22 protein-coding genes are annotated in these 21116 nt (G+C 61.1%); 18 read left to right on the forward strand and 4 right to left on the reverse strand.

The annotated features are described in order from the left end of the window. Positions 1-146 precede the first annotated feature (146 nt). Positions 147-713: a sugar transferase gene (locus EFR00_RS00005; protein ID WP_040112826.1), complete on the reverse strand. Its 567-nt coding sequence runs from the start codon at positions 711-713 to the stop codon at positions 147-149. 662 nt (positions 714-1375) lie between these two features. On the opposite strand from EFR00_RS00005, the gene EFR00_RS00010 reads away from it, so the two are divergent. The 9 genes from EFR00_RS00010 to EFR00_RS00050 all read left to right on the forward strand — a co-directional run bounded on the left by EFR00_RS00010 (position 1376) and on the right by EFR00_RS00050 (position 9969). Further along, complete coding sequence (locus tag EFR00_RS00010) at positions 1376-1663, forward strand: acylphosphatase (protein WP_009996675.1); 288 nt, start codon at positions 1376-1378, stop codon at positions 1661-1663. A 134-nt stretch (positions 1664-1797) separates the two neighbouring features. Further along, the gene (locus EFR00_RS00015; protein WP_077994620.1) at positions 1798-2439 is read left to right on the forward strand and encodes a Rieske (2Fe-2S) protein; all 642 of its coding nucleotides are present in this window, start codon (positions 1798-1800) and stop codon (positions 2437-2439) included. After that, the gene (locus EFR00_RS00020; RefSeq protein ID WP_077994618.1) at positions 2436-3284 is read left to right on the forward strand and encodes an aromatic ring-hydroxylating oxygenase subunit alpha; all 849 of its coding nucleotides are present in this window, start codon (positions 2436-2438) and stop codon (positions 3282-3284) included. Before EFR00_RS00015 ends, EFR00_RS00020 begins: the two co-directional genes overlap by 4 nt. Next, a complete protein-coding gene (locus tag EFR00_RS00025; protein ID WP_077994617.1) occupies positions 3281-3940 on the forward strand; it encodes a glutathione S-transferase family protein in 660 nt (219 codons plus the stop codon). The genes EFR00_RS00020 and EFR00_RS00025 overlap by 4 nt, the downstream gene beginning before the upstream one ends. A gap of 1 nt (position 3941) precedes the next feature. Continuing rightward, entirely contained in the window at positions 3942-5321 is a 1380-nt protein-coding gene (locus EFR00_RS00030) for an amidohydrolase (protein WP_077994616.1), read from the forward strand. Between the two features lie 21 nt (positions 5322-5342). Further along, positions 5343-6443, forward strand: a complete 1101-nt coding sequence (locus EFR00_RS00035; protein WP_016736829.1) for a BMP family ABC transporter substrate-binding protein — start codon at positions 5343-5345, stop codon at positions 6441-6443. A 3-nt stretch (positions 6444-6446) separates the two neighbouring features. Next, positions 6447-7967 (forward strand): ABC transporter ATP-binding protein, encoded by a 1521-nt coding sequence (locus EFR00_RS00040; RefSeq protein WP_077994615.1) that lies wholly within the window; start codon positions 6447-6449, stop codon positions 7965-7967. Then, positions 7964-9061 carry an ABC transporter permease gene (locus EFR00_RS00045; protein WP_077994614.1) on the forward strand — a complete coding sequence of 366 codons (1098 nt, stop codon included), beginning with the start codon at positions 7964-7966 and terminating at the stop codon, positions 9059-9061. Before EFR00_RS00040 ends, EFR00_RS00045 begins: the two co-directional genes overlap by 4 nt. Further along, the gene (locus EFR00_RS00050; protein WP_077994613.1) at positions 9058-9969 is read left to right on the forward strand and encodes an ABC transporter permease; all 912 of its coding nucleotides are present in this window, start codon (positions 9058-9060) and stop codon (positions 9967-9969) included. Before EFR00_RS00045 ends, EFR00_RS00050 begins: the two co-directional genes overlap by 4 nt. A 41-nt stretch (positions 9970-10010) precedes the next feature. Here EFR00_RS00050 and EFR00_RS00055 read toward each other — a convergent pair whose 3' ends face one another. Next, positions 10011-10733, reverse strand: a complete 723-nt coding sequence (locus EFR00_RS00055) for an RraA family protein (protein ID WP_040142859.1) — start codon at positions 10731-10733, stop codon at positions 10011-10013. Positions 10734-10805: 72 nt separating this feature from the next. Continuing rightward, on the reverse strand, positions 10806-11591 hold the full coding sequence (locus EFR00_RS00060) for an IclR family transcriptional regulator (protein WP_009993025.1): 786 nt from the start codon (positions 11589-11591) through the stop codon (positions 10806-10808). Positions 11592-11793: 202 nt separating this feature from the next. Here EFR00_RS00060 and EFR00_RS00065 point away from each other — a divergent pair, with 202 nt between their 5' ends. The 5 genes from EFR00_RS00065 to EFR00_RS00085 are packed head-to-tail and all read left to right on the forward strand — an operon-like array spanning position 11794 to position 17137. Beyond that, positions 11794-13311 carry an ABC transporter substrate-binding protein gene (locus EFR00_RS00065; protein ID WP_040142857.1) on the forward strand — a complete coding sequence of 506 codons (1518 nt, stop codon included), beginning with the start codon at positions 11794-11796 and terminating at the stop codon, positions 13309-13311. 37 nt (positions 13312-13348) lie between these two features. Next, complete coding sequence (locus EFR00_RS00070) at positions 13349-14269, forward strand: ABC transporter permease (protein WP_040142855.1); 921 nt, start codon at positions 13349-13351, stop codon at positions 14267-14269. Further along, the gene (locus tag EFR00_RS00075) at positions 14266-15183 is read left to right on the forward strand and encodes an ABC transporter permease (protein ID WP_040142853.1); all 918 of its coding nucleotides are present in this window, start codon (positions 14266-14268) and stop codon (positions 15181-15183) included. Before EFR00_RS00070 ends, EFR00_RS00075 begins: the two co-directional genes overlap by 4 nt. Next, positions 15183-16154: an ABC transporter ATP-binding protein gene (locus EFR00_RS00080; RefSeq protein WP_040142851.1), complete on the forward strand. Its 972-nt coding sequence runs from the start codon at positions 15183-15185 to the stop codon at positions 16152-16154. Before EFR00_RS00075 ends, EFR00_RS00080 begins: the two co-directional genes overlap by 1 nt. After that, positions 16151-17137, forward strand: a complete 987-nt coding sequence (locus EFR00_RS00085) for an ABC transporter ATP-binding protein (RefSeq protein WP_040142849.1) — start codon at positions 16151-16153, stop codon at positions 17135-17137. Before EFR00_RS00080 ends, EFR00_RS00085 begins: the two co-directional genes overlap by 4 nt. 49 nt (positions 17138-17186) lie before the next feature. Here the strand turns inward: EFR00_RS00085 and EFR00_RS00090 are convergent, their stop codons facing one another. Further along, positions 17187-17702, reverse strand: a complete 516-nt coding sequence (locus tag EFR00_RS00090; protein ID WP_010050481.1) for an A24 family peptidase — start codon at positions 17700-17702, stop codon at positions 17187-17189. Positions 17703-17961: 259 nt separating this feature from the next. Between EFR00_RS00090 and EFR00_RS00095 the strand changes: the two genes are divergently transcribed. From EFR00_RS00095 to EFR00_RS00110, 4 genes are all read left to right on the forward strand, one after another. After that, the gene (locus EFR00_RS00095) at positions 17962-18159 is read left to right on the forward strand and encodes a hypothetical protein (RefSeq protein ID WP_077994612.1); all 198 of its coding nucleotides are present in this window, start codon (positions 17962-17964) and stop codon (positions 18157-18159) included. Between the two features lie 121 nt (positions 18160-18280). Next, positions 18281-19198, forward strand: coding sequence for a Flp pilus assembly protein CpaB (gene cpaB / locus EFR00_RS00100; protein WP_040142847.1), 918 nt, complete (start codon positions 18281-18283; stop codon positions 19196-19198). 54 nt (positions 19199-19252) lie between these two features. After that, positions 19253-20740, forward strand: coding sequence for a type II and III secretion system protein family protein (locus EFR00_RS00105; protein ID WP_077994609.1), 1488 nt, complete (start codon positions 19253-19255; stop codon positions 20738-20740). Continuing rightward, on the forward strand, positions 20724-21029 hold the full coding sequence (locus EFR00_RS00110) for a hypothetical protein (RefSeq protein ID WP_040142843.1): 306 nt from the start codon (positions 20724-20726) through the stop codon (positions 21027-21029). The genes EFR00_RS00105 and EFR00_RS00110 overlap by 17 nt, the downstream gene beginning before the upstream one ends. The last annotated feature ends 87 nt before the right edge of the window (positions 21030-21116 follow it).

The following is a 21116-nucleotide window of genomic DNA, read 5'->3' on the forward strand; positions in this document are numbered from 1 at the left end:
TCAGTGGGGGTATTTTCAGGCATTGCTTCCCAGCGTCTCGTAGATCAATCAGACAATCACCTTCTTGTCATTTTCTACAACGAGCGCAACTGAAATAATCGGAAATCAAGGCCTTCCGCACCGCTTATCTATCGGAAGTTGGTACCTTAATGCCTTATTCCCTTGCGTCCGATCACCTTGCCGGCGGTCAGAAACAGAATGCGCATATCGAAACCGAGCGAGCGCCGCTGAAGATATTCGACGTCGAATTTCACCTTCTCCGGAATCGGCAACTCGTCGCGGCCGTTGATCTGCGCCCAACCGGTCAATCCGGGCAGGAGTTTATCGACGCCCAGGGCGGTCCGCAATTCGATCAGATCATACTGATTGTAGAGCGCCGGCCGAGGCCCGACAAAACTCATTTTGCCCTTCAGAATGCACCAGAGCTGCGGCAATTCGTCGAGGCTCGATTTGCGTAGAAACGAACCGATGGGCGTCAGAAACCGATCGGGATTCTCGAGCAGATGTGTGGCAACCGTCGGCGTATCGACGCGCATGCTGCGAAATTTCGGCATCAGGAAAATCTGATTGAAGCGGCCGACACGTTTTGACCAGTAGAGGATTGGCCCCGTCGAGGTCAGCCGGACACAGAGAGCGACGACTAGTATAGGAACCAGCAGGATGGCCGACGCGACCACAGCCAGAAGAAAATCGACCGCCCGTTTCAAACCCATGCTCCGCACTTGTTCCCTCGCCTCATGGGGATTTCGCCATACGCCCCACCGCGCCGTATCGTCAAAAAGGCGTTTCGCGTCAACTCCAGTAGCCGCCGTTCCTTTAATGGAACGTCCTGCCGCTCATCGGCCAGTTCCGCTCCCCCTACCAGCTGGCAACGTCTAAACCTCAACGGGCGAACGCGTCGATGAGAATTTATCTGCATCTTTAGTACGTCACAGTTCGCGCACATTCTGCAAGCGCGCTACAAGCCAATGAACTTGCCATCAGCTTTTGAGGCGCACAGCACGATTGCCGGGCGCGCGAGAAGGATGTCCAATTCATCATGCCCTATGTCCCGAGCAGATCCCAGCCGCCTGCACTTCGACGTCCTACGGATCAAACATGGCGCTGCCGACACGGACGAAGCAGACTGGCACCGGAAATGGCGATCGCTGAGAACAAGATCGCGGTGCCAGGATAGAGGTGTCACATTATCAGCTCCCCCGAGAAAACGCCGTTTTCGCCGGAATCTATCTACAGATGCAACGCCGCCGGTAAACTGACTGGCGTGCCGTCCTGATGTCCGCCGGAAGCGCCAAGACCGCTCGCCCGCTCATGCCCCTTTCACAATGGCATCGACGCGCTATGCTGTCATCATGAGAGGAAACGAGTGAAGTCCATGAGGCCATCACGCCAGAGCGAGTTGCGGGAGCGGATCACGATCGTTGGTGACGTCAATGCGGCCTCATTCGTCCCGTGGATTCGCCGCCATGCCGACAAGCTCGGCCTTTCTCAGCACTTCTTTTACGCCGGCGCCGACCGAATCGAGCTTGAGGTGGCGGGGCCCGTGGAGCTGATCGACATGCTGGAAATGGGCTGCTCGCTTGGACCGATCGATGTCTGGGTCGACGAGATTCAGCGCAAAATTGTAGATCCCGCCGAGACGCTGCAACCTGCTCAGCATTGATCGCATGCACTTAATTTAATCATTGTTGCCAATGCGAATCTTTTATGCAAGCTTCTGAAAACTAAGACTGCAACCTCGGCAACAATGTATGGTCAGCGGCGCTAAAGCATTGTAAAATTGAGGAAGTAAAGGCCATGTTCTCTGATACGACCGGCTCATGGACGCCTGTCGCGCTTTCCGCCGATCTGCCGCCGGCAACCGTCATACCAGCCTGGACCCCAGCAGGGGCGATTGCTCTCTGGCGCAGTCAGTCCGGGCGTATATCGGCATCATCCGACCGCTGTCCGCACCGCGGGATGCGGTTGTCTCATGGCTTCGTGCGTGGCGAGGCGCTCTCCTGTATTTATCACGGCTGGAGCTACTCTCCGGAGGGAGGATGCATTCGTATTCCGGCTCATCCTGATCTCGTGCCGCCGGAGACGATCCGCGTCGCCGTTCAGCAGGTCGCAGAATGGAATGGCATCATCTGGGTGGCAGTCGGCGAACCGGCGGCCCCGCCGCCGCGCCTTGACCATCTCGTTCCGCTTCGTTCGCTGACGCTGGAGGCCGATATTGCAGCGATCGAGGCGGCAGCCGGCGGAAAATCCGATGTGAACGGGCTGATCGGTATTGCCGATTGTCCGTGGGTGCGGCTGCTGCCGACGACACAGATCGGGCGCACGCTCGTTCAAGTCCTTGTCGAGCAGGGTCGCAATGTCGCCGACCGGCTCATGGCGTCGCGCGTCGCTGAGGCCTTGCGCCGCCGCGCCGAAACAGTCCGAAAGGATGTCGCATGACAGGGGCCGGCGCGATGATCGATGAATGGTACCCGGTCGGCCTCTTCAGTCAGCTCACCGAGGCGGGAAGCAAAACCGCTTTGATGGGCGAGCCCATAGAGGTGACGCGCACGCCTGATGGCGCGGCTCGGGTTAGATCGAGCGGTGGACGCGCCCTGCCCGTCCGCGTCCGCTACGGCCATGTCTGGTCTTCTCTCGGCAACCCCTCCAAGGAGCTGTTTGCTATTCCCGAGGCGGATCAGCCCGGCCGCCGCTTCGTCGATGTCGGCGTCGTGCGGGTCCGCTGTTCGCCTCTGAGAGCGGTCGAGAACTTCCTCGACATCGCGCATTTTCCCTTCGTCCATACGGATATACTCGGCGCCGAACCGCACACGGAAGTCGAAAATTACAAGGTCGAGATCCGCGAGAAGGAGGATGAAGTCTGGGCGACGCAGGTGAAATTCTACCAGCCGCAGGCGGCAAAATCGGCGACCGGCGGGATAACCACCGAATATATGTACCGCGTGCCGGCTCCGACCTGCTCGGTGCTCTACAAGACCTGCCCTCCCCGCCCGAAGGAATGGGATGTCATTACCCTGTTCGTCCAGCCGCTTGCGGAAGATATTTGCGACGTGTGGCCGTGGATGGCCCTCTTCGACGATGTCACGCCAATGACAGACCTCATCCATTTTCAGCAGATGATTTTCCTGCAGGATCGGTCGATCCTCGAAAACCAGATCCCGGCGCTTCTGCCGCTCGATCCCGGCATGGAAATTCCGACCCGGGCCGACATGACATCGATCGCTTACCGGCGCTGGCTAAAGCGCCATAACTATCTCTATGGCGCGCAGCTGGTCGCACAATGAAGCTCTACGACTACATCCTCTCGCCGAGTTGCTACAAGATCCGCCTGACGGCTGCGATCCTCGGCGTCAAGCTGGACATCCGGCCGGTCGACTTCCATCCCGGCGCCGAGCATCGCGGCCCTGAACTTCTGGCCCTCAATCCGGCAGGCTCCATCCCGATCCTTGAGGATGGCGACCTTGTCCTGACGGAATCTTCCGCCATCCTTGCTTATCTCGCCGCTCTGAGCGGGCCGGAATGGTTGGGTGCGAGCGCGCCGCAGGAAACGGCGCGCCTGCAGCAATGGCTTTCTTTTTCGCACCGGCTGACGGCCAATCTTGGCGGCGCACGGCTGCATCAGATGCTTCTGCGCCCCGGTAATATCGAGTCCCTGCAGTCACAGGGGATCGCTGCGCTGCGCGAGTTGGAAGCGGGAATTTTCGAGCAGCGGCTCCGCGGCATGCGGTTCCTGGTATCGGAGCGCGCCACGATCGCTGACATTGCCTGCTTCCCCTATGTGGCGCTGGCGCCTGATGGCGGCATATCGCTCGACCCTTATCCGAACATCCGGCTCTGGCTTCGGGCCATCCGCAGCCTTGAGGGTTTCATCGAAATGCCCGGCATCCACCGCCTGCACGAGTTGAAGCCCGATCCTCATCCGGCCGGTTTGGAGAAGTGAGATGGCCGGTTACCTCCTGAAGAACTGCGCAGCCATCATTGTCGACGAAGGCAATGGGCCAACCGTGCGCCGCAATGCGGATCTGCTGACAAATGGTCCGGCAATCCAGGCGATCGGTGCGAACCTGCCGCAAGAGGCGCTGCCGGCCGGTACGATCATCCAGGATGCATCCGGCTGGTTTGTCTATCCGGGCCTCGTCAATACTCATCACCACTTCTTCCAATGCTTCGTGCGCAACCGGGCCGATCTCGACTGGACGAAGCTCTCCGTCATCGAATGGCTCGACCGGATCTATCCGATCTTCTCGCGGCTGAACGAGGATTGCTTCTATCATTCGTCGGTCACGGCGATGGCCGAGATGATCAAACATGGCTGCACCACGGCCTTCGATCATCAATATTGCTTCCCCCGGCACGCCGGAAAGCGCCTGATCGATCGCCAGTTCGAGGCGGCCGAACTTCTCGGTATGCGTTTCCACGCAGGACGCGGTGGCAACACGCTGCCGAAGTCCGAGGGCTCGACGATCCCGGACGCCATGTTGGAAACGACGGATGAATTCATCGGCGATTGCGCCCGGCTGATCGACAGCTATCACGATGCCGATGCCTTCAGCATGCGGCAGGTGGTCGTCGCCCCCTGCCAGCCGGTCAATTGCTATCGCGAGACCTTCGTCGAGTCGGTGGCGCTCGCCCGTGATCGCGGCGTCCAATTGCACACGCATGTCGGTGAAGGCGAAAGCCCCGTCATCGAAGCGCGGTACGGCATGCGTACGGTCGACTATTGCGCCGAACTCGGCTTTGCCGGGCCAGACACCTACTATGCTCACTGCTGGGAGCTGACACACGACGAATTGCGTAAGCTGGCGGCAAGCGGCACGGGTGTCTCGCATTGCCCCGAGCCGGTCTATCTGGTCGGCGCCGAAGTGACGGACATTCCTGCGATGGCGGATTTCGGCCTGCGCATCGGTCTTGGTTGTGACGGCGCGGCTTCGAACGACAACTCCAACCTCATGCACTGCATCCACTCTGCCTATATGCTGCAATGCCTGGCGGCATCGACGCGGGCCCATCCGGTTCCCGCGCCAGTGGATTTCCTGAATTATGCGACCACGGGCGGCGCAAGTCTGCTAGGCCGCAGCGATATCGGCCGGCTTGCTCCCGGCATGGCCGCCGACCTCTTCGCAATCGACACGAGGCGGATGGATTATGTCGGCACGCGCCATGATCCGTTGAGCCTGATTGCCAAGGTGGGGGTCGGCATGCCGACCGATCTGACCATGATCAACGGGCGCATCGTCTGGCAGGCCGGAGAATTTATCGGGCTCGATGAGGCCAAGCTTTTCGCCGCCGCGGAAGCGGCGCTCGAGACAGTGAAATTTTAAAAACCAAAAGAGGGAACTGACATGTCCAACGATCTCACCCGCAGAACACTCATGAAGAGCGCGGCGGCTGCCGGTCTCGCTACGGCTTTTGCCGGCCGCTCCGTGGCTGCCGCCGACGAACCGCTCGGCATTGCCCTCGTCGTTCCCTCGCCGGTTGGCGACGTCGGCTGGGGCCATGCACTTGCCGCCGGCATCGACCCGATCAAGGCCGCTTACGGCGACAAGGTGAAGGTCACGATCATCGAAAACATCGCCGAAGGCCCGGATGCGGACCGCATCATGAACAAGACCGTCGCCGACGGAAATCATTTCCTGATCGCCGGCTCCTTCGGTTATCAGAACGGCGCGCTGCAAATTGCCCGTCGTAATCCCAAGGTGACCGTCCTGCATGCTTCAGGCTTCCAGGTCGCGCCAAATTTCTCGCCCTTCGCCGCCAAATATTTCCAGGGAACTTATCTGCTCGGAATGGCGGCGGCGGCCGTTTCCAAGACCGGCAAGCTAGGCTCGGTTTCGGCCTTCGCGATTCCCGAGCTGATCACCTCCGTCAATGCCTTCACGCTCGGCGCACAGGCCGTCAAGCCGGATATCGAAGTGTCTGTCGTCTGGGTCAATTCCTGGTTCGATCCCGCCAAGGAGCAGGAAGCCGCCAAGGCGCTGATCTCGCAAGGCTGCGACGTGATCTTCTCGAACGCGCAGGATACGCCTTCGGTGATCTCGGCCTGCGAGGACGCCGGCATCTATGCCTTCAATCTCAATTCTTCAATGAAGAAATATGCCGAGAAGACCTATCTCGGCTGCGTCGCCACTGACTGGTCGCCGTTTTTCAAGGCGTCGGTCGATGCGCATCTTGCCGGCACCTTCAAGGGCGCCAATACCTTCCTCGGCGTTGCCGACAAGGTGGTCGAGGTCGTCGACTGGAACCCGGCGATTCCGGCCGATACGATGACCAAGATCAAGGAAATCGAGGCTAAGATCGCCGATGGCAGCTTCTCGCCGTTTACCGGCCCGATTACCAAGGCTGACGGCAGTGAAGGCGTCGCTTCCGGTGCCACGCTGACGGACGCTGAGATCGTAGCCATGAATTGGCACGTCAAGGGTGTGACGACGCCGTTGCCGAAGTAAGCCATGGTAAACCCGCTTCTGTCGCTGCGCGGCATTTCCAAAAGCTACGGTCAGGTCCATGCCAATCGGCAGATCGATCTCGACGTCGCGGCCGGCTCGATCCATGCCATCCTCGGAGAAAACGGGGCTGGCAAATCGACTCTGATGAAGCTGATCTATGGCGTCGAGCAGCCGGACAGCGGCACGGTCTCATGGAATGGACAGTCCCTCAGCCTTACCTCTCCCGCGGAGGCAAGGCGCGCCGGCATCGGCATGGTTTTCCAGCATTTCTCGCTGTTCGAGAGCCTGACGGTCGTCGAGAATATCCGCCTGATCGTGTCCGGCAAGAAGAGCGAACTTGCCGAGCGGGTTCGCAAGCTCGGGCGTGAGTTCAGTCTCGAGGTCGATCCTTTCGCCCATGTGCATTCGCTTTCCGTCGGCGAAAGGCAGCGGGTGGAAATCATTCGCTGCCTGATGACCGATCCGAAACTGCTGATCCTCGACGAGCCGACGTCGGTGCTGCCGCCGCAGGCGGTGGAAAAACTCTTCGAAACATTGCGCCGGCTGCGCGACGGCGGCGTATCCATCCTTTTCATCTCCCACAAGCTGGAAGAGATCCAATCGCTCTGCGATCGGGCGACGATCCTGCGCGGCGGTCGCGTGACCGGTCATGTCGATCCGCGCGCGCATGACGCCCACGAGCTTGCGCGCATGATGATCGGCCGCGACATGCCGGAACCCATGCCTGCTCTGCCTTTGGCCGAGGGCGAAAAGCGCCTGGAACTGATCGGCCTCGACTACCGGGTGGATCCTTTTGCGGTGCCGCTCTCCAACGTCAGCCTGGCGGTGCGCGCCGGCGAAATCCTCGGCATTGCCGGAATTTCCGGAAACGGCCAAAGCGAGCTCGCAGCGCTGATTTCGGGCGAGACCGTCCTGCCGCGGGATCAGCGGGACCAAATCTTCATGATGGGCCGAGATGTCGGCGGTCTCGACGCCGCCGCCCGCCGGCGGCTCGGCTTCGCCTTCGTCCCGGAGGACCGGCTCGGCCGCGGCGCGGTTCCCGAAATGTCGCTCGCCCTCAATAGCCTGCTGACCGCCCATCCGCTCGACCTTGTCAGGCATGGCCTGCTCGACAGGGCGCGGGCGAAGAGCTTCACCAATGAATGCATCCGCGACTATGACGTGCGCACCCCCGGTCCCGATATGGAAGCCGGGTCGCTTTCTGGCGGCAACCTGCAGAAATTCATCGTCGGACGAGAAATCATGCTGGCGCCGAAGCTTCTTTTCCTGGCCCAGCCAACCTGGGGCGTCGATATCGGTGCAGCCGCGGCAATCCGCAAGCGGCTCATCAGCCTTCGCAACGAAGGCATGGCGATCCTCATCATTTCCGAGGAGCTCGAGGAATTGTTCGAACTCTGCGACTTAATCCAGGTCCTGCACCACGGCACACTGAGCCCGCCGCTGGTCACGCGCGACACCGAGCCCGAAGCGATCGGCCGTTATATGATCGGAGCCCAGCCGCATCGCGAGAAAGCCCCCGCATGACGAGAACCTTCCTCGCCCTGCCCAAGCTGGTCCGCCGGGAGCGGGCATCGCTGGTTGCCACCCTTCTCGCACCGCCCATAGCTCTCATCGTCACCGTCATTCTCAATCTCGGACTTTACGTCGTCATGGGCCGCGATCCGGCTGCGGTCGTCTATGCGATGCTGATCGAGCCCTTTTTCTCTTGGGCGTCGTTCTCCGAGGTGCTCCTGAAGACCGGGCCATTGCTCCTCATCGCGCAGGGGCTTGCCATCGGCTTTCGCGCCAAGGTGTTCAATATCGGGGCCGAAGGACAATTCGTCCTCGGTGCGATATTCGCCTCCGCCATTCCGATCTGGTGGCCTGACGCAACAGGACAATGGATCTGGCCGGCAATGCTGCTGCTCGGCACGATAGGCGGTGCATTCTGGGCGTCATTCACCGCTTTCTGGCGTGTCAGGCTCAATGCCAATGAGATCCTCGTTTCACTGATGCTGAGCTTCGTTGCCGTGCAGCTCCTCAATTATCTGCTGCTCGGCCCCTGGAAGGATCCGAACGGCTTCAACTTCCCGCAATCCGTCATGTTCCAATATGACGCGATGGTGCCGATCCTGATCGAGGGAACGCGCGTCAATGTCTCGCTCATTCTCGCCCTCCTCCTGTCGATTGCCGCCTGGGTCTTCATGCTGAAGAGCTTCATCGGCTACAAATTGCAGGTCGGCGGATTGGCGCCGCGGGCGGCGAGCTACGCCGGATTCAGGGAAAGCCGGGCAATCTGGCTTTCCCTGCTGATCGGCGGAGCGGCAGCCGGTCTTGCCGGTGCGGCCGAGGTCGCCGGCCCTCTCGGTCAGTTGCAGCGCTCCATTTCCACCGGCTACGGCTATGCGGCAATCATCGTCGCCTATCTCGGCGGCCTTCATCCGATTGGCATCATCATCTCTGCCATCGTCATGGCGGCGCTCTATATCGGCGGTGACAACGCCATGGTTTCGGCCAATCTCCCGGTTGCCGCCGTCCGGGTTTTCCAGGGCAGCCTGCTTCTCGCCTATCTGGTCGCCATTGCCTTCACGCGCTACCGCCTTGCCTGGCGACCGGCGGCAACCAGGAGCGCCACGTGAACGCCATCGAGTTTATCCTCGCCGGAATGCTGGCGGCTGCGACGCCATTTCTGCTGGCAGCCCTCGGGGAACTGGTCGCCGAACGCGCCGGGGTTCTCAATCTTGGCGTTGAGGGGCTGATGGCATTCGGCGCCGTCATCGCCTTCATCATCGTCTACCACGGCGGCGGCCATTTTCTGGCTTTCCTCGCCGGCGGCCTCGGCGCGGCCCTCCTGTCGCTGATCTTTGCGGTCATCGTGCTCGGCTTCAACGCAAACCAGGTCGCGACAGGGCTTGCCATCGGGATTCTCGGGCAAGGCCTGTCGGCGCTGTTCGGCAAGACCTACGAGAGCCTGACTGTCAGGGCTCTGCCGAAGATCGCCATTCCCAGCCTTTCCGATCTTCCCGTCATCGGCGGCCTGTTTGTCCAGGATATCGTCGTCTGGCTTTCGCTGGCATCAACCATCGCGATCTGGGCGATGTTTGCCTATAGCAAGGCCGGTCTGATTATCCGCGCCGTAGGGGAAAACCCGAAAGCGGCGCATGCCATCGGCTACCCGGTCATCGCGATCCGCTTCGCCGCGGTCGCATTCGGCGGCATGATGGCAGGCTTCGCGGGCGCCTATGCGGCGACGATCTACACGCCGCTATGGGCAGATGGGATGATTGCCGGCCGCGGCTGGATTGCGATCGCGCTCGTCGTCTTCGGAACCTGGCTGACCGGCCGCATCTTTCTCGGGGCGTGCCTGTTCGGGGCCGTATCGCTGATGGGGCTCGCCGCCCAGGCGACCGGGCTCGACGTCCCCTCGCAGCTACTCGCATGCCTGCCCTATCTGGTGACGATCATCGTGCTCGGCATCATTTCGGCGGATCGCCGCCTGCTCAAGCTCAATGGCATCGCCTCGCTCGGCGAGCCTTTCGAGCGATAGCATCGAGCCAAGGCGCCGAGAGCGCTGCCTTTGCAAGCGCCTCAGACGAGGTCAACGCGAGCCTTGCGCCATGCCTCGTAGCGCTCCAGGGTGTCCTGATTGGGTGGGTAGACGCCGAGTGTCGGCTTGCCGGATTCGATCTCAAGCTTCAGGAACTCCTCCTGCTCCTCCATCGCGACGGCCTCGTCGGCGATTTCGCTCACATATTCCCGAGGAATGATGATGACGGCTTCGCTGTCTCCGAAAACGATGTCATCCGGATAGACGGCAACGCCGCCGCAGGCAATCGGCTGGTTCATATCCGATGCATGGTGCGCGACCAGATTGGCGGGCGCCGCAGGACCGAGGCAATAGGTGGGAAGCCCGAGCTGGGCGATATCGGCGGTGTCGCGAACGCCTCCGTCGAGCACGAGACCGGCGCATCCGCGATAGACAAGCCGACGAGCCAGCACCGCGCCGATGCCTGCGATCTCGGCTATCGAGCGGCAGTCGAACACCAGGACGTGGCCCTCCGGGATCGTATCGATCGCCTTGCGCTGCTGGTTGGACGGATCGGAACTGTAGGTCGAGCCGTCGATATCCTCACGCGCTGGAATATAACGGACGGTGACGGCCGGACCGACCATCGGTTTTTCGGCCGCAGCGAGCGGCCGCACGCCGCGAACAGCGGTGTTCCTCAGCCCCCGCTTCAGCAGCAAACTGCTGAGACTCGCCGAATTCGTCTGCAAAAGTTTGGCGTAAACCGATGCGTCCAAAGCGGTCATGAGATCCCTCCCCTTGTTCGGCGGAAGATCTACCATATCAAAACAATTGTTCAATAGTGGATTTATAGTTTCTTATTTGGACAGCGGATGAAGCCCATTGATGGTTTTCGTCAGCTTAGCAGCCGCCTCCAGGACCTCGCGCCTGATCGACCGAGCCCGATCCGGTGTTGCCTCTCCAATGAAAGGGACGCTGACGGTGGCGATCAGAGCGCCTCGATCATCGAATACCGGCGCGGCGAAAGCACGCAAGCCGAGATTGGATTCCTGATTGTCCTCAGCATATCCGTTGCGGCGAATCTCAACGAGGGCCTCTTTCAGTGCCTCCGGATCCGTGATCGTATAGGGGGTCTTGGCCTCCAGCCCGCCGGCGCAGTAGGCTTCGGCTTCACCGTAATCCGCATAAGCCAGAGCGAGCTTGCCGGCTGCCCCGACATGTTTGCGCGAGCGCCCTCCAACCTTGATAAACAACGCATAATCACCAGGACTGGAAGCGGCAAATATCGTCATCATCTCACGTCCCTCAGGCACGGCCAGCTTGAAGGATTCCATGACCCGCTCCGCCGCCGCCGCCAGAATTGGCCTTGCCGCCTCAATCAGCGTCACGCGATCGGCACCGGGCGAGATCCGTCGGGCAAGCTCGACGAATTTCGGCCCGAGCTCGTAGGAAGCGCCGCCATTGACCCGTGCGACCAGACCGTGCGCGGTGAGCGAATTCAGAATGCGATAGACCGTCGAACGTGGCACGCGCAACTGATCGACCAAAGCGCCAAGCGAGATGCCCGTTTTCGCGTCAGCCACCGCCTCGAGCAGATGCGCCGTCTTTTCCACCACCGGAGAACCATGCTTTGGTTCATTCATGAAATTCGTATTCCATTAGAGAATTTATCTTCTTGACTTGCCCGCCGTCGCCAACCATCTTGTCCACCGCAAGTGTCGTATTTGACACTACGCGCTTGCGGGAGGAAGTAAAGCCGATAGAGCGCTAAAGAGATCCTGCGCAGCCAAACGGCTGCCGCGAAGCGGATGCCGGCGCGCGCGGCTGCAACGGGAGGAGGATTTCATGACGACAAGGAATATTCACGCATTACGCATCGGGCTTGCGATCTCCCTGGCTGCGGGCATCGGAATGCCTACCTACGCCGCCGGGGACAAGCTGACGGTTGTGGTGACGGACGAGCCGAAGTCGCTGGATCCCTGCGACACCGATTTGTCGGGAAATTCCCGCATCCTGCACAACAATATCACCGAAGCGCTGGTCAACCTCAGCCCGAAGGACGGATCGGTCGTTCCAAGCCTTGCCACCAGCTGGCGCCAGGTCGATGGCCTGACCTGGGAGTTCAAGCTGCGCGAGGGCGTGACCTTCCATGACGGCAAGCCGTTCGATGCCAACGCAGTCGTCGCCGCCGTCAAGCGGGCTCAAGACCCGGCATTGGCGTGCGAAGTCGGACTGGCCACCTTGAAGGGCGTCAAGCTCAACGCACAGGCCGCCGATCCGACGACCGTCCTCATCAAAACCGACGTCGTCGAACCGATCCTGCCGAACAAGATGTCTGCCGTTGACATCGGTTCGCCGGCGACCCCGAATGACGGAAAGACCCGCAGCCCGGCCGGAACGGGGCCTTACAAGCTGGAAGCGTGGACCCCAGGCCAGTCCGTCGCGCTGACGGCCTATGACGGCTATTGGGGCGACAAGCCGGCAATCAAACATGCGATGATCATTTGGCGTGCCGAATCCGCCGTTCGTGCGGCAATGGTGGAGACCGGCGAAGCGCAGATCGCCTATGAGATCGCGCCGCAGGACGGCACGACCGAACAGGACCAGGCCTTTCCGAACGCTGAAACTTCGCTGTTGAGGATCGATGCCCAGGTGGCGCCGCTCGACGACAAACGCGTGCGCGAAGCGCTCAATCTCGCCATCGACCGGGACGGCCTCGTCGGAACCATTTTCCATGGGGACGCCCAGAAGGCGATGCAGGTCGTGTCGCCTTCAGTGTTCGGCTTCAATCCCGACATTCCCGTCTGGACCTATGATCCGGAAAAGGCGAAGTCGCTGCTTGCCGCGGCCAAGGCCGATGGCGTGCCGGTCGACAAGGAGATCGTCATCTACGGCCGCATCGGCATCTATCCCAACTCCTCCGAAAGCCTGGAGGCCATTCAGGCGATGCTGGCGGATGCCGGTTTCAACGCGCGGCTAGAAATGCTCGAGACCAGCCCTTGGCTGAAACGGCTCTTGAAGCCGTGGGACAAGGATCGCCAGCCGTCAATCCTGCAGACCCAGATCGACAATGCCGAAGGGGACGCCGTATTTACCCTGCCCAACCGCTTCACCACCGACGGCAATCAGTCGACGATTGCAGACGCCAAGCTCGACAAGCTGATCGCTGAGGGCTCGAAGGCAACCGGCGACGAGCGCAAGAAGCTGTTCCAGGAAGCATTCCGATACATCGCGGTCGATGCGGTCAATATCGCGCCGCTCTTCCACATGGTCTCGATTGCCCGCGTCGCAAAGGACGTGAACTACACCCCCGATGTGCAGGCTGGCAACGAGATCAAGCTGAAGGCGATCAGCTATCGCTGATCGATGAGCCTCAACCACTGTCGCCTGAGGAGAGCGGATGTCCCTCACCTATTTCCTGAGACGCGCCGCCTTCGCAGCGCTCGCGCTTGCGGCCCTGATGACAGCAGCTTTCTTCCTCGTGCGGCTGACGGGTGATCCCGTCAATCTCTATCTGCCTGTCGACGCTTCGGATGCGGCGCGCGAAGCCATGCGCGTCCGCCTTGGGCTCGATCGTTCCCTTCTCGCGCAGTTCTTCGATTGGGCCTGGGATATGCTCAGCCTCGATTTCGGCATGTCTCTCTGGCACCATCGCCCCGCGATGGACGTCGTGCTGGAAGCCTTGCCGAACACATTGGCGCTCGGCGCCATTGCCTTGGCGCTCGCCTTTACTGCCGCGATCGTCGTCGGCTCGATTGCGGCGGTCAATGCCGGTAGCTGGATCGACCGGGGCATCAATCTCCTGTCGCAGTCCGCCGCCAGCGTACCTGACTTCTGGCTCGGCCTGATGGGCGTGCTTCTGTTTGCAGTCACGTTCCGAATTCTGCCGACCTCAGGCTTTGGTGGTCCCGTCTACTGGGTATTGCCAGTCGCCTGCCTGTTTGCTCGGCCGTTCGGAACTCTGGTGCAGATCGTCCGCGGCTCGATGATCGAAGCTCTGAACGCGACCTTCGTCCGCACGGCCCGCGCCAAGGGTGCCCGTGGCGGACGCGTCACCTTCGTGCACGCGCTCCGCAATGCGCTCCTTCCGGCGGTCACGGTGACGGGCGATCTCGCCGCCCAGTTCGCTGGCGGCGGCGGTGTTGTCGAAGTGGTCTTCGGCTTTCCGGGCATCGGCAAACTTCTGATCGACGGCATCCTGAAACGCGATTTCGCGATCGTTCAGGCATCGATCTTTGCCGTCGCCGTCGTGATCTTCGTCATCAATATCCTGATCGACATGCTTTATGCCTCGATCGATCCGCGCGTGAGGGTCGAATGACCGACACATCCGCCGAGTTTCTCCCCGCCCGAGAGCGCCGCGGCAGGCGCATCCTGTGGCTCATGCGGGCGCTTTCGGGTGACCCGATGGCGGTGGCGGCAACCATCTGGCTGTTGATTGTCATCCTTGCCATTGCCGCCGACAGCCTTTCACTCCTCGGCGAGAACCGCATCTCGCTCAAGGCACGCAACCTGCCGCCCTTCAGCTTCGGCCAATCCTGGACCTTGTGGCTGGGCGCCGATGCGCTCGGGCGCCCTCTCCTCGTCCGTCTCATCGAGGCGGCATCGACGACGATCGGGATCGCTCTCGTCACGGTATTGACGAGCCTCGCCGGTGGGACGCTGCTCGGCGTCGTCGCCGGCTATTTCGGCGGCTTCGTCGGCAGCCTTATCATGCGGATCTGCGACATTATCCTCGGCTTCCCGACGCTGCTGGTGGCCTTGTTCGGCCTCTATCTATTCGGCCCGAGCGTCAGCAATCTCGTGATCGTGCTCGCCGTGACCCGCATGCCGGCCTATATCCGCGTTGCAAGAGCCGAAACGCTGGAGGTCCGGGAGAGGCTTTTCGTCGATGCGGCGCGCGTCTTCGGCGGTGGACCAGCCTGGATCCTGCGCACGCACATTCTCCCGAGCGTCGCGCCGACAATGCTGACGCTCGCCTCCGTCAATCTTGCCATGGTCATGCTGTTCGAATCGGGGCTCAGCTATCTCGGACTTGGCATCCAGCCGCCTTCGGTAAGCTGGGGCCTGATGGTCGCGCAGGGCCAGGGCTACCTGTCCTCCGCCTGGTGGCTCAGCTTCTTCCCCGGCCTCGCCGTCATGTTCACCACTATGTCCTTCAACCTTCTCGCCAACTGGTTCCGGATCGTCAACGATCCGTCGCAGCACTGGCGGCTTGTCAGCCGGAGGCGCTGATGGCCCTTCTCGACGTCAGGGATCTTCAGGTCAGCTTCGATACGGCTGCCGGCCGTATCCTCGCCCTCAACGGCGTTTCCTTCTCGCTTGAGCGCGGCGAGGTTCTGGCGCTCCTGGGAGAAAGCGGCTCGGGAAAGTCGGTGACCGCCTCGGCCATCATGGACCTCATTCCCAACCCGCCCGGCGCGATCGACCGCGGCTCCATCCGCTTCGAGGGCACCGAGTTGCTGCAACTTCCGCGGAATGCGCGGCGTGATCTCTGCGGCGACCGCATCGCCCTGATCTTTCAGGACGCGCTGGCGTCGCTCAATCCGGTCTATCCAGTCGGCTGGCAGATCGCCGAGATGTTCCGCATCCATGGGCGCAAGCCGGAAGGCGGTGTGGAAAATGCGGTGATCGACCTGCTGACGGCGATCGGCATTCCCGACCCCGAACGGCGCGCCAGGCAATATCCGCACGAGTTTTCGGGCGGCATGCGCCAGCGCATCATGATCGCCATGGCCGTGGCGCTCGAACCTGATATCATCATTGCCGACGAGCCGACAACGGCGCTCGACGTTACGATTCAGGCGCAGGTGGTCGAGCTGCTCCGCACAATTCGCGAACGCAGCAATGCCGGCATGATCTTCATCACCCACGATCTCGGCGTGGTGGCCGAGCTCGCAGACCGTGTCGCGGTCATGTATGCCGGCCGCATCGTCGAAACCGCAAATGTTTTCGAACTCTTCGCGGATGCCCGGCATCCTTACAGCGTCGGGCTGCTTGCTTCACAACCGCGTATCGACACCGACGAGGACGAACTGATCCCGATCCCCGGCTCGGCCCCCAATCCTGTCGCCCTGCCGTCCGGCTGTGCCTTCAGGACACGCTGTCCGCGCGCCGAGGGCGTCTGCGCCGAGCTGGCGCCTCGTCTTGAAACCGTCGGGCCAGGCCGCCAGGCCGCCTGCCACTTCTCGGTAGCGCCAGCATGAGCGAGCGTCTTCTCAAAGTGCAAAATCTCTGCCGGCATTTCGGCAGTGGCGCAACGGCTGTACGCGCCGTCGATGACGTCAGCTTCGACATCGCCCATGGAGAAACGCTCGGCCTCGTCGGCGAAAGCGGATGCGGCAAGACCTCGCTGGTACGCACGCTCCTGAAGCTCGGGCCGGCAACGAGCGGCAGCGTCCTGCTCGACGGCGTCGAGGTCACCGGGGCAAGCGGCCGCCAGTTGCACGATCTGCGCCGAAAGATGCAGGTCGTCTTCCAGGACCCCTACCAGTCGCTCAATCCGCGCCTTCGGGTCGACCGGTTGATCGCCGAACCGTGGGCGCTGCATCCCGGCGTCCTGCCGAAGTCCCGGTGGCGGGAGGAGACGGTCAGGCTGCTCGAATCCGTCGGATTGCGAGCCGAACATGCGGAGCGCTATCCCTCCGAGTTTTCGGGGGGCCAGCGGCAGCGGCTCGGCATTGCGCGCGCCCTGACGCTTGATCCGACGCTCCTCGTCTGCGACGAGCCGGTCTCGGCCCTCGACGTCTCGGTCCAGGCTCAGGTCGTCAATCTGCTCGCCAGGCTGAGGCGCGAGCGCAATCTGGCGATGCTGTTCGTCGCCCATGATCTTGCGGTCGTGCGGCATGTCTCGGACCGGGTGATGGTCATGTATCTCGGCAAAATCATTGAAACAGGACCGAAACATTCGATCTTCAGCGCGCCGGCCCATCCCTACACCCAGGCCCTGATGTCGGCGGTCCCGACACCGGATCCGCGGCTTCGCGGACAACGCAGCCGCATCGTTTTGAAAGGCGACCTGCCAAGCCCCGTCGATCCGCCGAGCGGATGCCGGTTTCGAACGCGCTGCTGGAAGGCGACATCGATCTGCGCGGAACAGGAGCCGGCCTTGAAGAACCGGACGGCAGCGCCGGGACTGCTGACCGCCTGCCATCACGCTGATACAACTTTTTCCACGACCGCCGGCTGACTACCGGAGCACCCAAGCTTCTCTTGCGAGGAAGCCATGTCCACGCCGGTCACCGTGGCTGTAAAGCCAACGTGAGGAGCGCGGCGAAAACCATGAGGACGCCGTAAGGTATCTTCCGGCTTGCCCGGATTTCCTCGATGCGCATGAAAAAGGCGAAATGTGCGACGCGCAGCGGGACTGGCAGCCGCAGGACCAGCAGGGTCACGATGCCGAGGACGAGGAGCAAAAACGAAAACGGCAGCATTCCGTGCCATCCCACAAAAAGGCCGATCGGCAGGAAAAGCTTGGCGTCTCCTGCGCCAAACAGCCGGAACACCCACAGCACCACTCCAAGCATAAACATCAGCAGACCGGCCCCGACGTCGCCGCCAATTCCGCTCGAAGCAAAGAGTGCCGCGCCGACATCCTCGGAGCCAAGCATCACGGCCACCGCGCGCAGTGCATAAAGTGTCACGAGCGCAAGCACGATCGTGTTGGGGATTTTCCAGGTGCGGAAATCGGTCCAGGCCGCGTAGAGAAAAAGTAATACTGATAGTGAGTTAATAAAAACGGCCAGTTGCGACATAGGAATCTACCTTTTGGGCTACGGTTATCTAGCACGTAACTGCGATTTTTCACGCAATTCCAGCGAGTCAGCCTGTTTTTACCGCACGTCTTCGGGCTTTCGTCTTAACCATAAGTATAAATCTCAATTCGTGCTGGTATAAAACATTTGACTAAATTAGAATTAACAGACTATTAATATTCCCAGTCGAAGAGGCGGTCTCAACGACAAGGCGGCCGGGGGATTTACGGCGCACAACTTACCTGGGAGGTAATTCTCGATGAAAGCATTTGTAAACAGCGTACGCGCTTTCGCGCGGGAAGAAGATGGGGTCGCACTGACTGAATATCTTATTCTGCTTGGTTTGTTGGTCGGCGGAGTTGTTGCATCAGTTCTCACGATCGGCGGTGAACTCAACACGGCATGGGGAACGTGGGCCACTTGGTTCCAAGCACAAGACCTGACTGCGCCGGGTTGACGCGCCTCAGCTGCTTCCTGAGCAGCGTTTTTGAGCAGAAGCGAGGGGTTTTGTTAACCCCTCTCTTCTAAATTAGCATCAATGAATGGATGTATTCCGTTCAGTGTAGTGAGTAACCGTGATGCGTTCTTCAACGATTTTAAGCCTCGTCATTGCGTTTGTGCTCGCCGCAGCAGCAGTTTTCGGCATGCGCGCTTACCTCTCCGATCAGAAGGCACGGCTGCTGGCGATGAACGGCGTAAAGGCCGAGGAACGGACCCTCGTCGTAGCCGCCAAGCCGATGCGCTTCGGCGACCGGATCCGATCCGAAAGTCTGAAAGCCATTCCGTGGCCCTCCAATGAAACACCCGCAGGCTCATTCGTCAGCATCGAGGCGGTCGTTGGCAATGATGCCCAGCCGCGTTATGCCATGGCGGCGATCGACCCTGGCGAGCCGGTGCTATCCTCGAAGATCACGGGTGCCGGCGAACGCGCCACGCTGTCGGCGGCGCTCGACCAGGGCATGAAGGCAGTCTCCATCCGTGTCAACGACGTGCTCGGCGTTGCCGGCTTCGTAAGACCTTCCGATCGGGTCGACGTGCTTCTGACGCGGGTCGTGCGCGGACCGGCAGGCAACGATCAGACCTTCGTCGACGTGCTGCTGCAAGGCGTCAAAGTGCTTGCAGTGGACCAGACGGCAGACGAGCGCAAGGACGAGCCGTCCGTCGTCAAGACCGTGACCTTTGAGGTCACGACCGACGAGGCCCAGCGCCTCACTCTCGGCTCCAGCATCGGCACGCTCTCGCTGGCGCTTCGCAATATTGCCTCCTCCTCTGTCGAGCAAACCCGGCCGATCACCGTCGCCGACCTCGGTGGCGGAGCGATGGCGACGGAATTAGGCAAGGACTTGGAAAAGAATAAGTTGCCAGAACCGGTAAAACAAGTGCAGATTGTGGAGCAAAAGGTCGAGCCGGTGTTGCCGGTCGAGCCGAAGTGGGCGACAGTGGGTGTCTGGAACACGACCAAACGCGAGGAGCACCGAGTCGGCCTGATCCAGTGATATTTAGGCGACAACCGCAAGTGCGGCTAGTCGAATGAGGGGGCTAAAGCAGGCATGGCGAACGGCAAGAGAAGAATCGCAAGGACGAAAAGCCTTGCGGCACTAGCGGCAGTGTTTTCGGCCTGTGTGTGTTTAGGGCCTGGATTTGCGGGCTTCGCCAGCGCACAGGAAAAGTCCGTCACGCTCGGCAAATCGGTCCAGCATGTGACGTTGCCGCCGAACGAGACGCTGACGCTCAATACCGGCCAGCCCTTCGGCGATCTCGTCATCGGCAGTGCCGACATGATCGATGTGGTGCCGCTTTCCGACCGGTCGCTGTTCGTCCGCGGCAAGAAGATCGGCGCCACCAATATCTCGGTCTATGGCGACGACAAGTCGCTTCTCGGCGTCATCGACATCCGCGTCGCCAGTGATTTCTCCGAAGTCGCCTCCGCCATTCGCTCTGCCGCGCCTTCGGCCCGGGTCAGGGTGGTCAACTCCAACGATCGCATTCGCCTGGTAGGCGTGGTCCGGGACGGCATCGAACTGCAGCGGGTGCTGGAAATCGCCCAGTCCTATTCCGAGCAGCCGGTACTGAACCAGTTGCGCGTCAGTGACAGCCAGCAGGTGATGCTCGAGGTTCGTATTATCGAAGCCTCGCGCCAGACGGGTCGTGACCTCGGGATCGGTTGGTCCGGGCAAGGCAGCAACGGCATCGGCAAGGCAACGACCAGCCAGGGTATCACCGTGAACGATGATGGCAACCTAGCCCGTACCCTCCTTGACCCCAAGGGTGCGGCAACGGGTATGCTGCCCTTCGGCCAGTTGATCGCCAAGGTGCTGCAAATCTCGGGCGGCAACATCGACGTGGTCATCAACGCGCTCGAGCAGAAGGGATTGGTGCGCCGCCTGGCTCAGCCAAACCTCATCGCCATGAGCGGCTCGACCGCGAGTTTCCATGCCGGTGGTGAAGTGCCGATCCTGAAGACGACGAATAACGGCACCACAGTCGCCACCGAGACGGACTATCGCCCCTTCGGTGTGCGGCTGACCTTCAAGCCGGTCGTGCTTGACGACGGCGTTATCAATCTGGAGATCGAGCCTGAGGTTTCCGAGCTTGATCCGGCGATCAATGTCAACGGCAATCCGGGTTTCATCTCGCGCGCTGCCAGCACCACGGTCGCGCTTCGCGACGGCCAGAGCTTTGCCATGGCGGGCCTGCTGCAGTCGATCAATGCCAAGGACATCCAGCAGTTGCCGGGCCTCGGGCAGATACCGGTCCTCGGCGCACTATTCCGTTCGACGAGTTTCCAGAAGAAGGAATCCGACCTCGTTATCGTCGTCACCCCGCACATTGTGCGACCAGCCCGCCCGGGTGAGGACCTCTACAGTCCGCTCGATCAGACGCGTTCGTCGAACGACGTCGAGCTTTTCGCGCTCGGTGTTATGGAGGTCGACAAGGACATGCTCCGGCGCTTTCGCAATGGCGTAGGTGTGACTGGGCCTTACGGTCATCGTCTCGACCTGAACCAGGGAGGCAAAGTCGTTGTTACAAAACGCTAAACGGGTCCTTCTCGTCCTTTCCATTGCCGGCCTTGCTTCCGGCTGCGCCGACTACATGAACAATCGCGACACGATCACTTTCGGGGCCGGCAATGCCATGGAAGCAAACAAGGCCATCCATATCGAGGACCCGTTCCCGCCGGAAGCCCAGCGAACCCGAATCGCAAGCGACGGCAAGCTGATCCGCAGGGTGGTCACTCAGTATCAGAACGGCGGGCTTGGCGTTGTTCAGCCGTCGCCGGCCACGGGGGCTAATGGGGTGTCCAACGGGGCGACCGCCAGGCAGTAGCTGGCGAAAGGCGTGACCGGCGGCAGCGCGCCGAAGGGGAAAATGCACGAAACGGGGTCGTCACGGCAATAGCGCCGTGATGGGGGT

It is taken from the genome of Rhizobium sophoriradicis (assembly GCF_003939025.1).
Taxonomy (GTDB): domain Bacteria; phylum Pseudomonadota; class Alphaproteobacteria; order Rhizobiales; family Rhizobiaceae; genus Rhizobium; species Rhizobium sophoriradicis.

Excerpts from the sequence above, each read along its gene's own strand:
- EFR00_RS00065 (WP_040142857.1), top strand. The coding sequence starts at position 11,794 with ATGACGACAAGGAATATTCACGCATTACGCATCGGGCTTGCGATCTCC.
- EFR00_RS00080 (WP_040142851.1), top strand. The coding sequence starts at position 15,183 with ATGGCCCTTCTCGACGTCAGGGATCTTCAGGTCAGCTTCGATACGGCT.
- EFR00_RS00075 (WP_040142853.1), top strand. The coding sequence starts at position 14,266 with ATGACCGACACATCCGCCGAGTTTCTCCCCGCCCGAGAGCGCCGCGGC.
- EFR00_RS00025 (WP_077994617.1), top strand. The coding sequence starts at position 3,281 with ATGAAGCTCTACGACTACATCCTCTCGCCGAGTTGCTACAAGATCCGC.
- EFR00_RS00035 (WP_016736829.1), top strand. The coding sequence starts at position 5,343 with ATGTCCAACGATCTCACCCGCAGAACACTCATGAAGAGCGCGGCGGCT.
- EFR00_RS00095 (WP_077994612.1), top strand. The coding sequence starts at position 17,962 with ATGAAAGCATTTGTAAACAGCGTACGCGCTTTCGCGCGGGAAGAAGAT.
- cpaB (WP_040142847.1), top strand. The coding sequence starts at position 18,281 with ATGCGTTCTTCAACGATTTTAAGCCTCGTCATTGCGTTTGTGCTCGCC.
- EFR00_RS00045 (WP_077994614.1), top strand. The coding sequence starts at position 7,964 with ATGACGAGAACCTTCCTCGCCCTGCCCAAGCTGGTCCGCCGGGAGCGG.
- EFR00_RS00060 (WP_009993025.1), bottom strand. The coding sequence starts at position 11,591 with ATGAATGAACCAAAGCATGGTTCTCCGGTGGTGGAAAAGACGGCGCAT.
- EFR00_RS00040 (WP_077994615.1), top strand. The coding sequence starts at position 6,447 with ATGGTAAACCCGCTTCTGTCGCTGCGCGGCATTTCCAAAAGCTACGGT.
- EFR00_RS00090 (WP_010050481.1), bottom strand. The coding sequence starts at position 17,702 with ATGTCGCAACTGGCCGTTTTTATTAACTCACTATCAGTATTACTTTTT.
- EFR00_RS00020 (WP_077994618.1), top strand. The coding sequence starts at position 2,436 with ATGACAGGGGCCGGCGCGATGATCGATGAATGGTACCCGGTCGGCCTC.
- EFR00_RS00055 (WP_040142859.1), bottom strand. The coding sequence starts at position 10,733 with ATGACCGCTTTGGACGCATCGGTTTACGCCAAACTTTTGCAGACGAAT.
- EFR00_RS00070 (WP_040142855.1), top strand. The coding sequence starts at position 13,349 with ATGTCCCTCACCTATTTCCTGAGACGCGCCGCCTTCGCAGCGCTCGCG.
- EFR00_RS00015 (WP_077994620.1), top strand. The coding sequence starts at position 1,798 with ATGTTCTCTGATACGACCGGCTCATGGACGCCTGTCGCGCTTTCCGCC.
- EFR00_RS00085 (WP_040142849.1), top strand. The coding sequence starts at position 16,151 with ATGAGCGAGCGTCTTCTCAAAGTGCAAAATCTCTGCCGGCATTTCGGC.
- EFR00_RS00030 (WP_077994616.1), top strand. The coding sequence starts at position 3,942 with ATGGCCGGTTACCTCCTGAAGAACTGCGCAGCCATCATTGTCGACGAA.
- EFR00_RS00010 (WP_009996675.1), top strand. The coding sequence starts at position 1,376 with ATGAGGCCATCACGCCAGAGCGAGTTGCGGGAGCGGATCACGATCGTT.
- EFR00_RS00005 (WP_040112826.1), bottom strand. The coding sequence starts at position 713 with ATGGGTTTGAAACGGGCGGTCGATTTTCTTCTGGCTGTGGTCGCGTCG.
- EFR00_RS00105 (WP_077994609.1), top strand. The coding sequence starts at position 19,253 with ATGGCGAACGGCAAGAGAAGAATCGCAAGGACGAAAAGCCTTGCGGCA.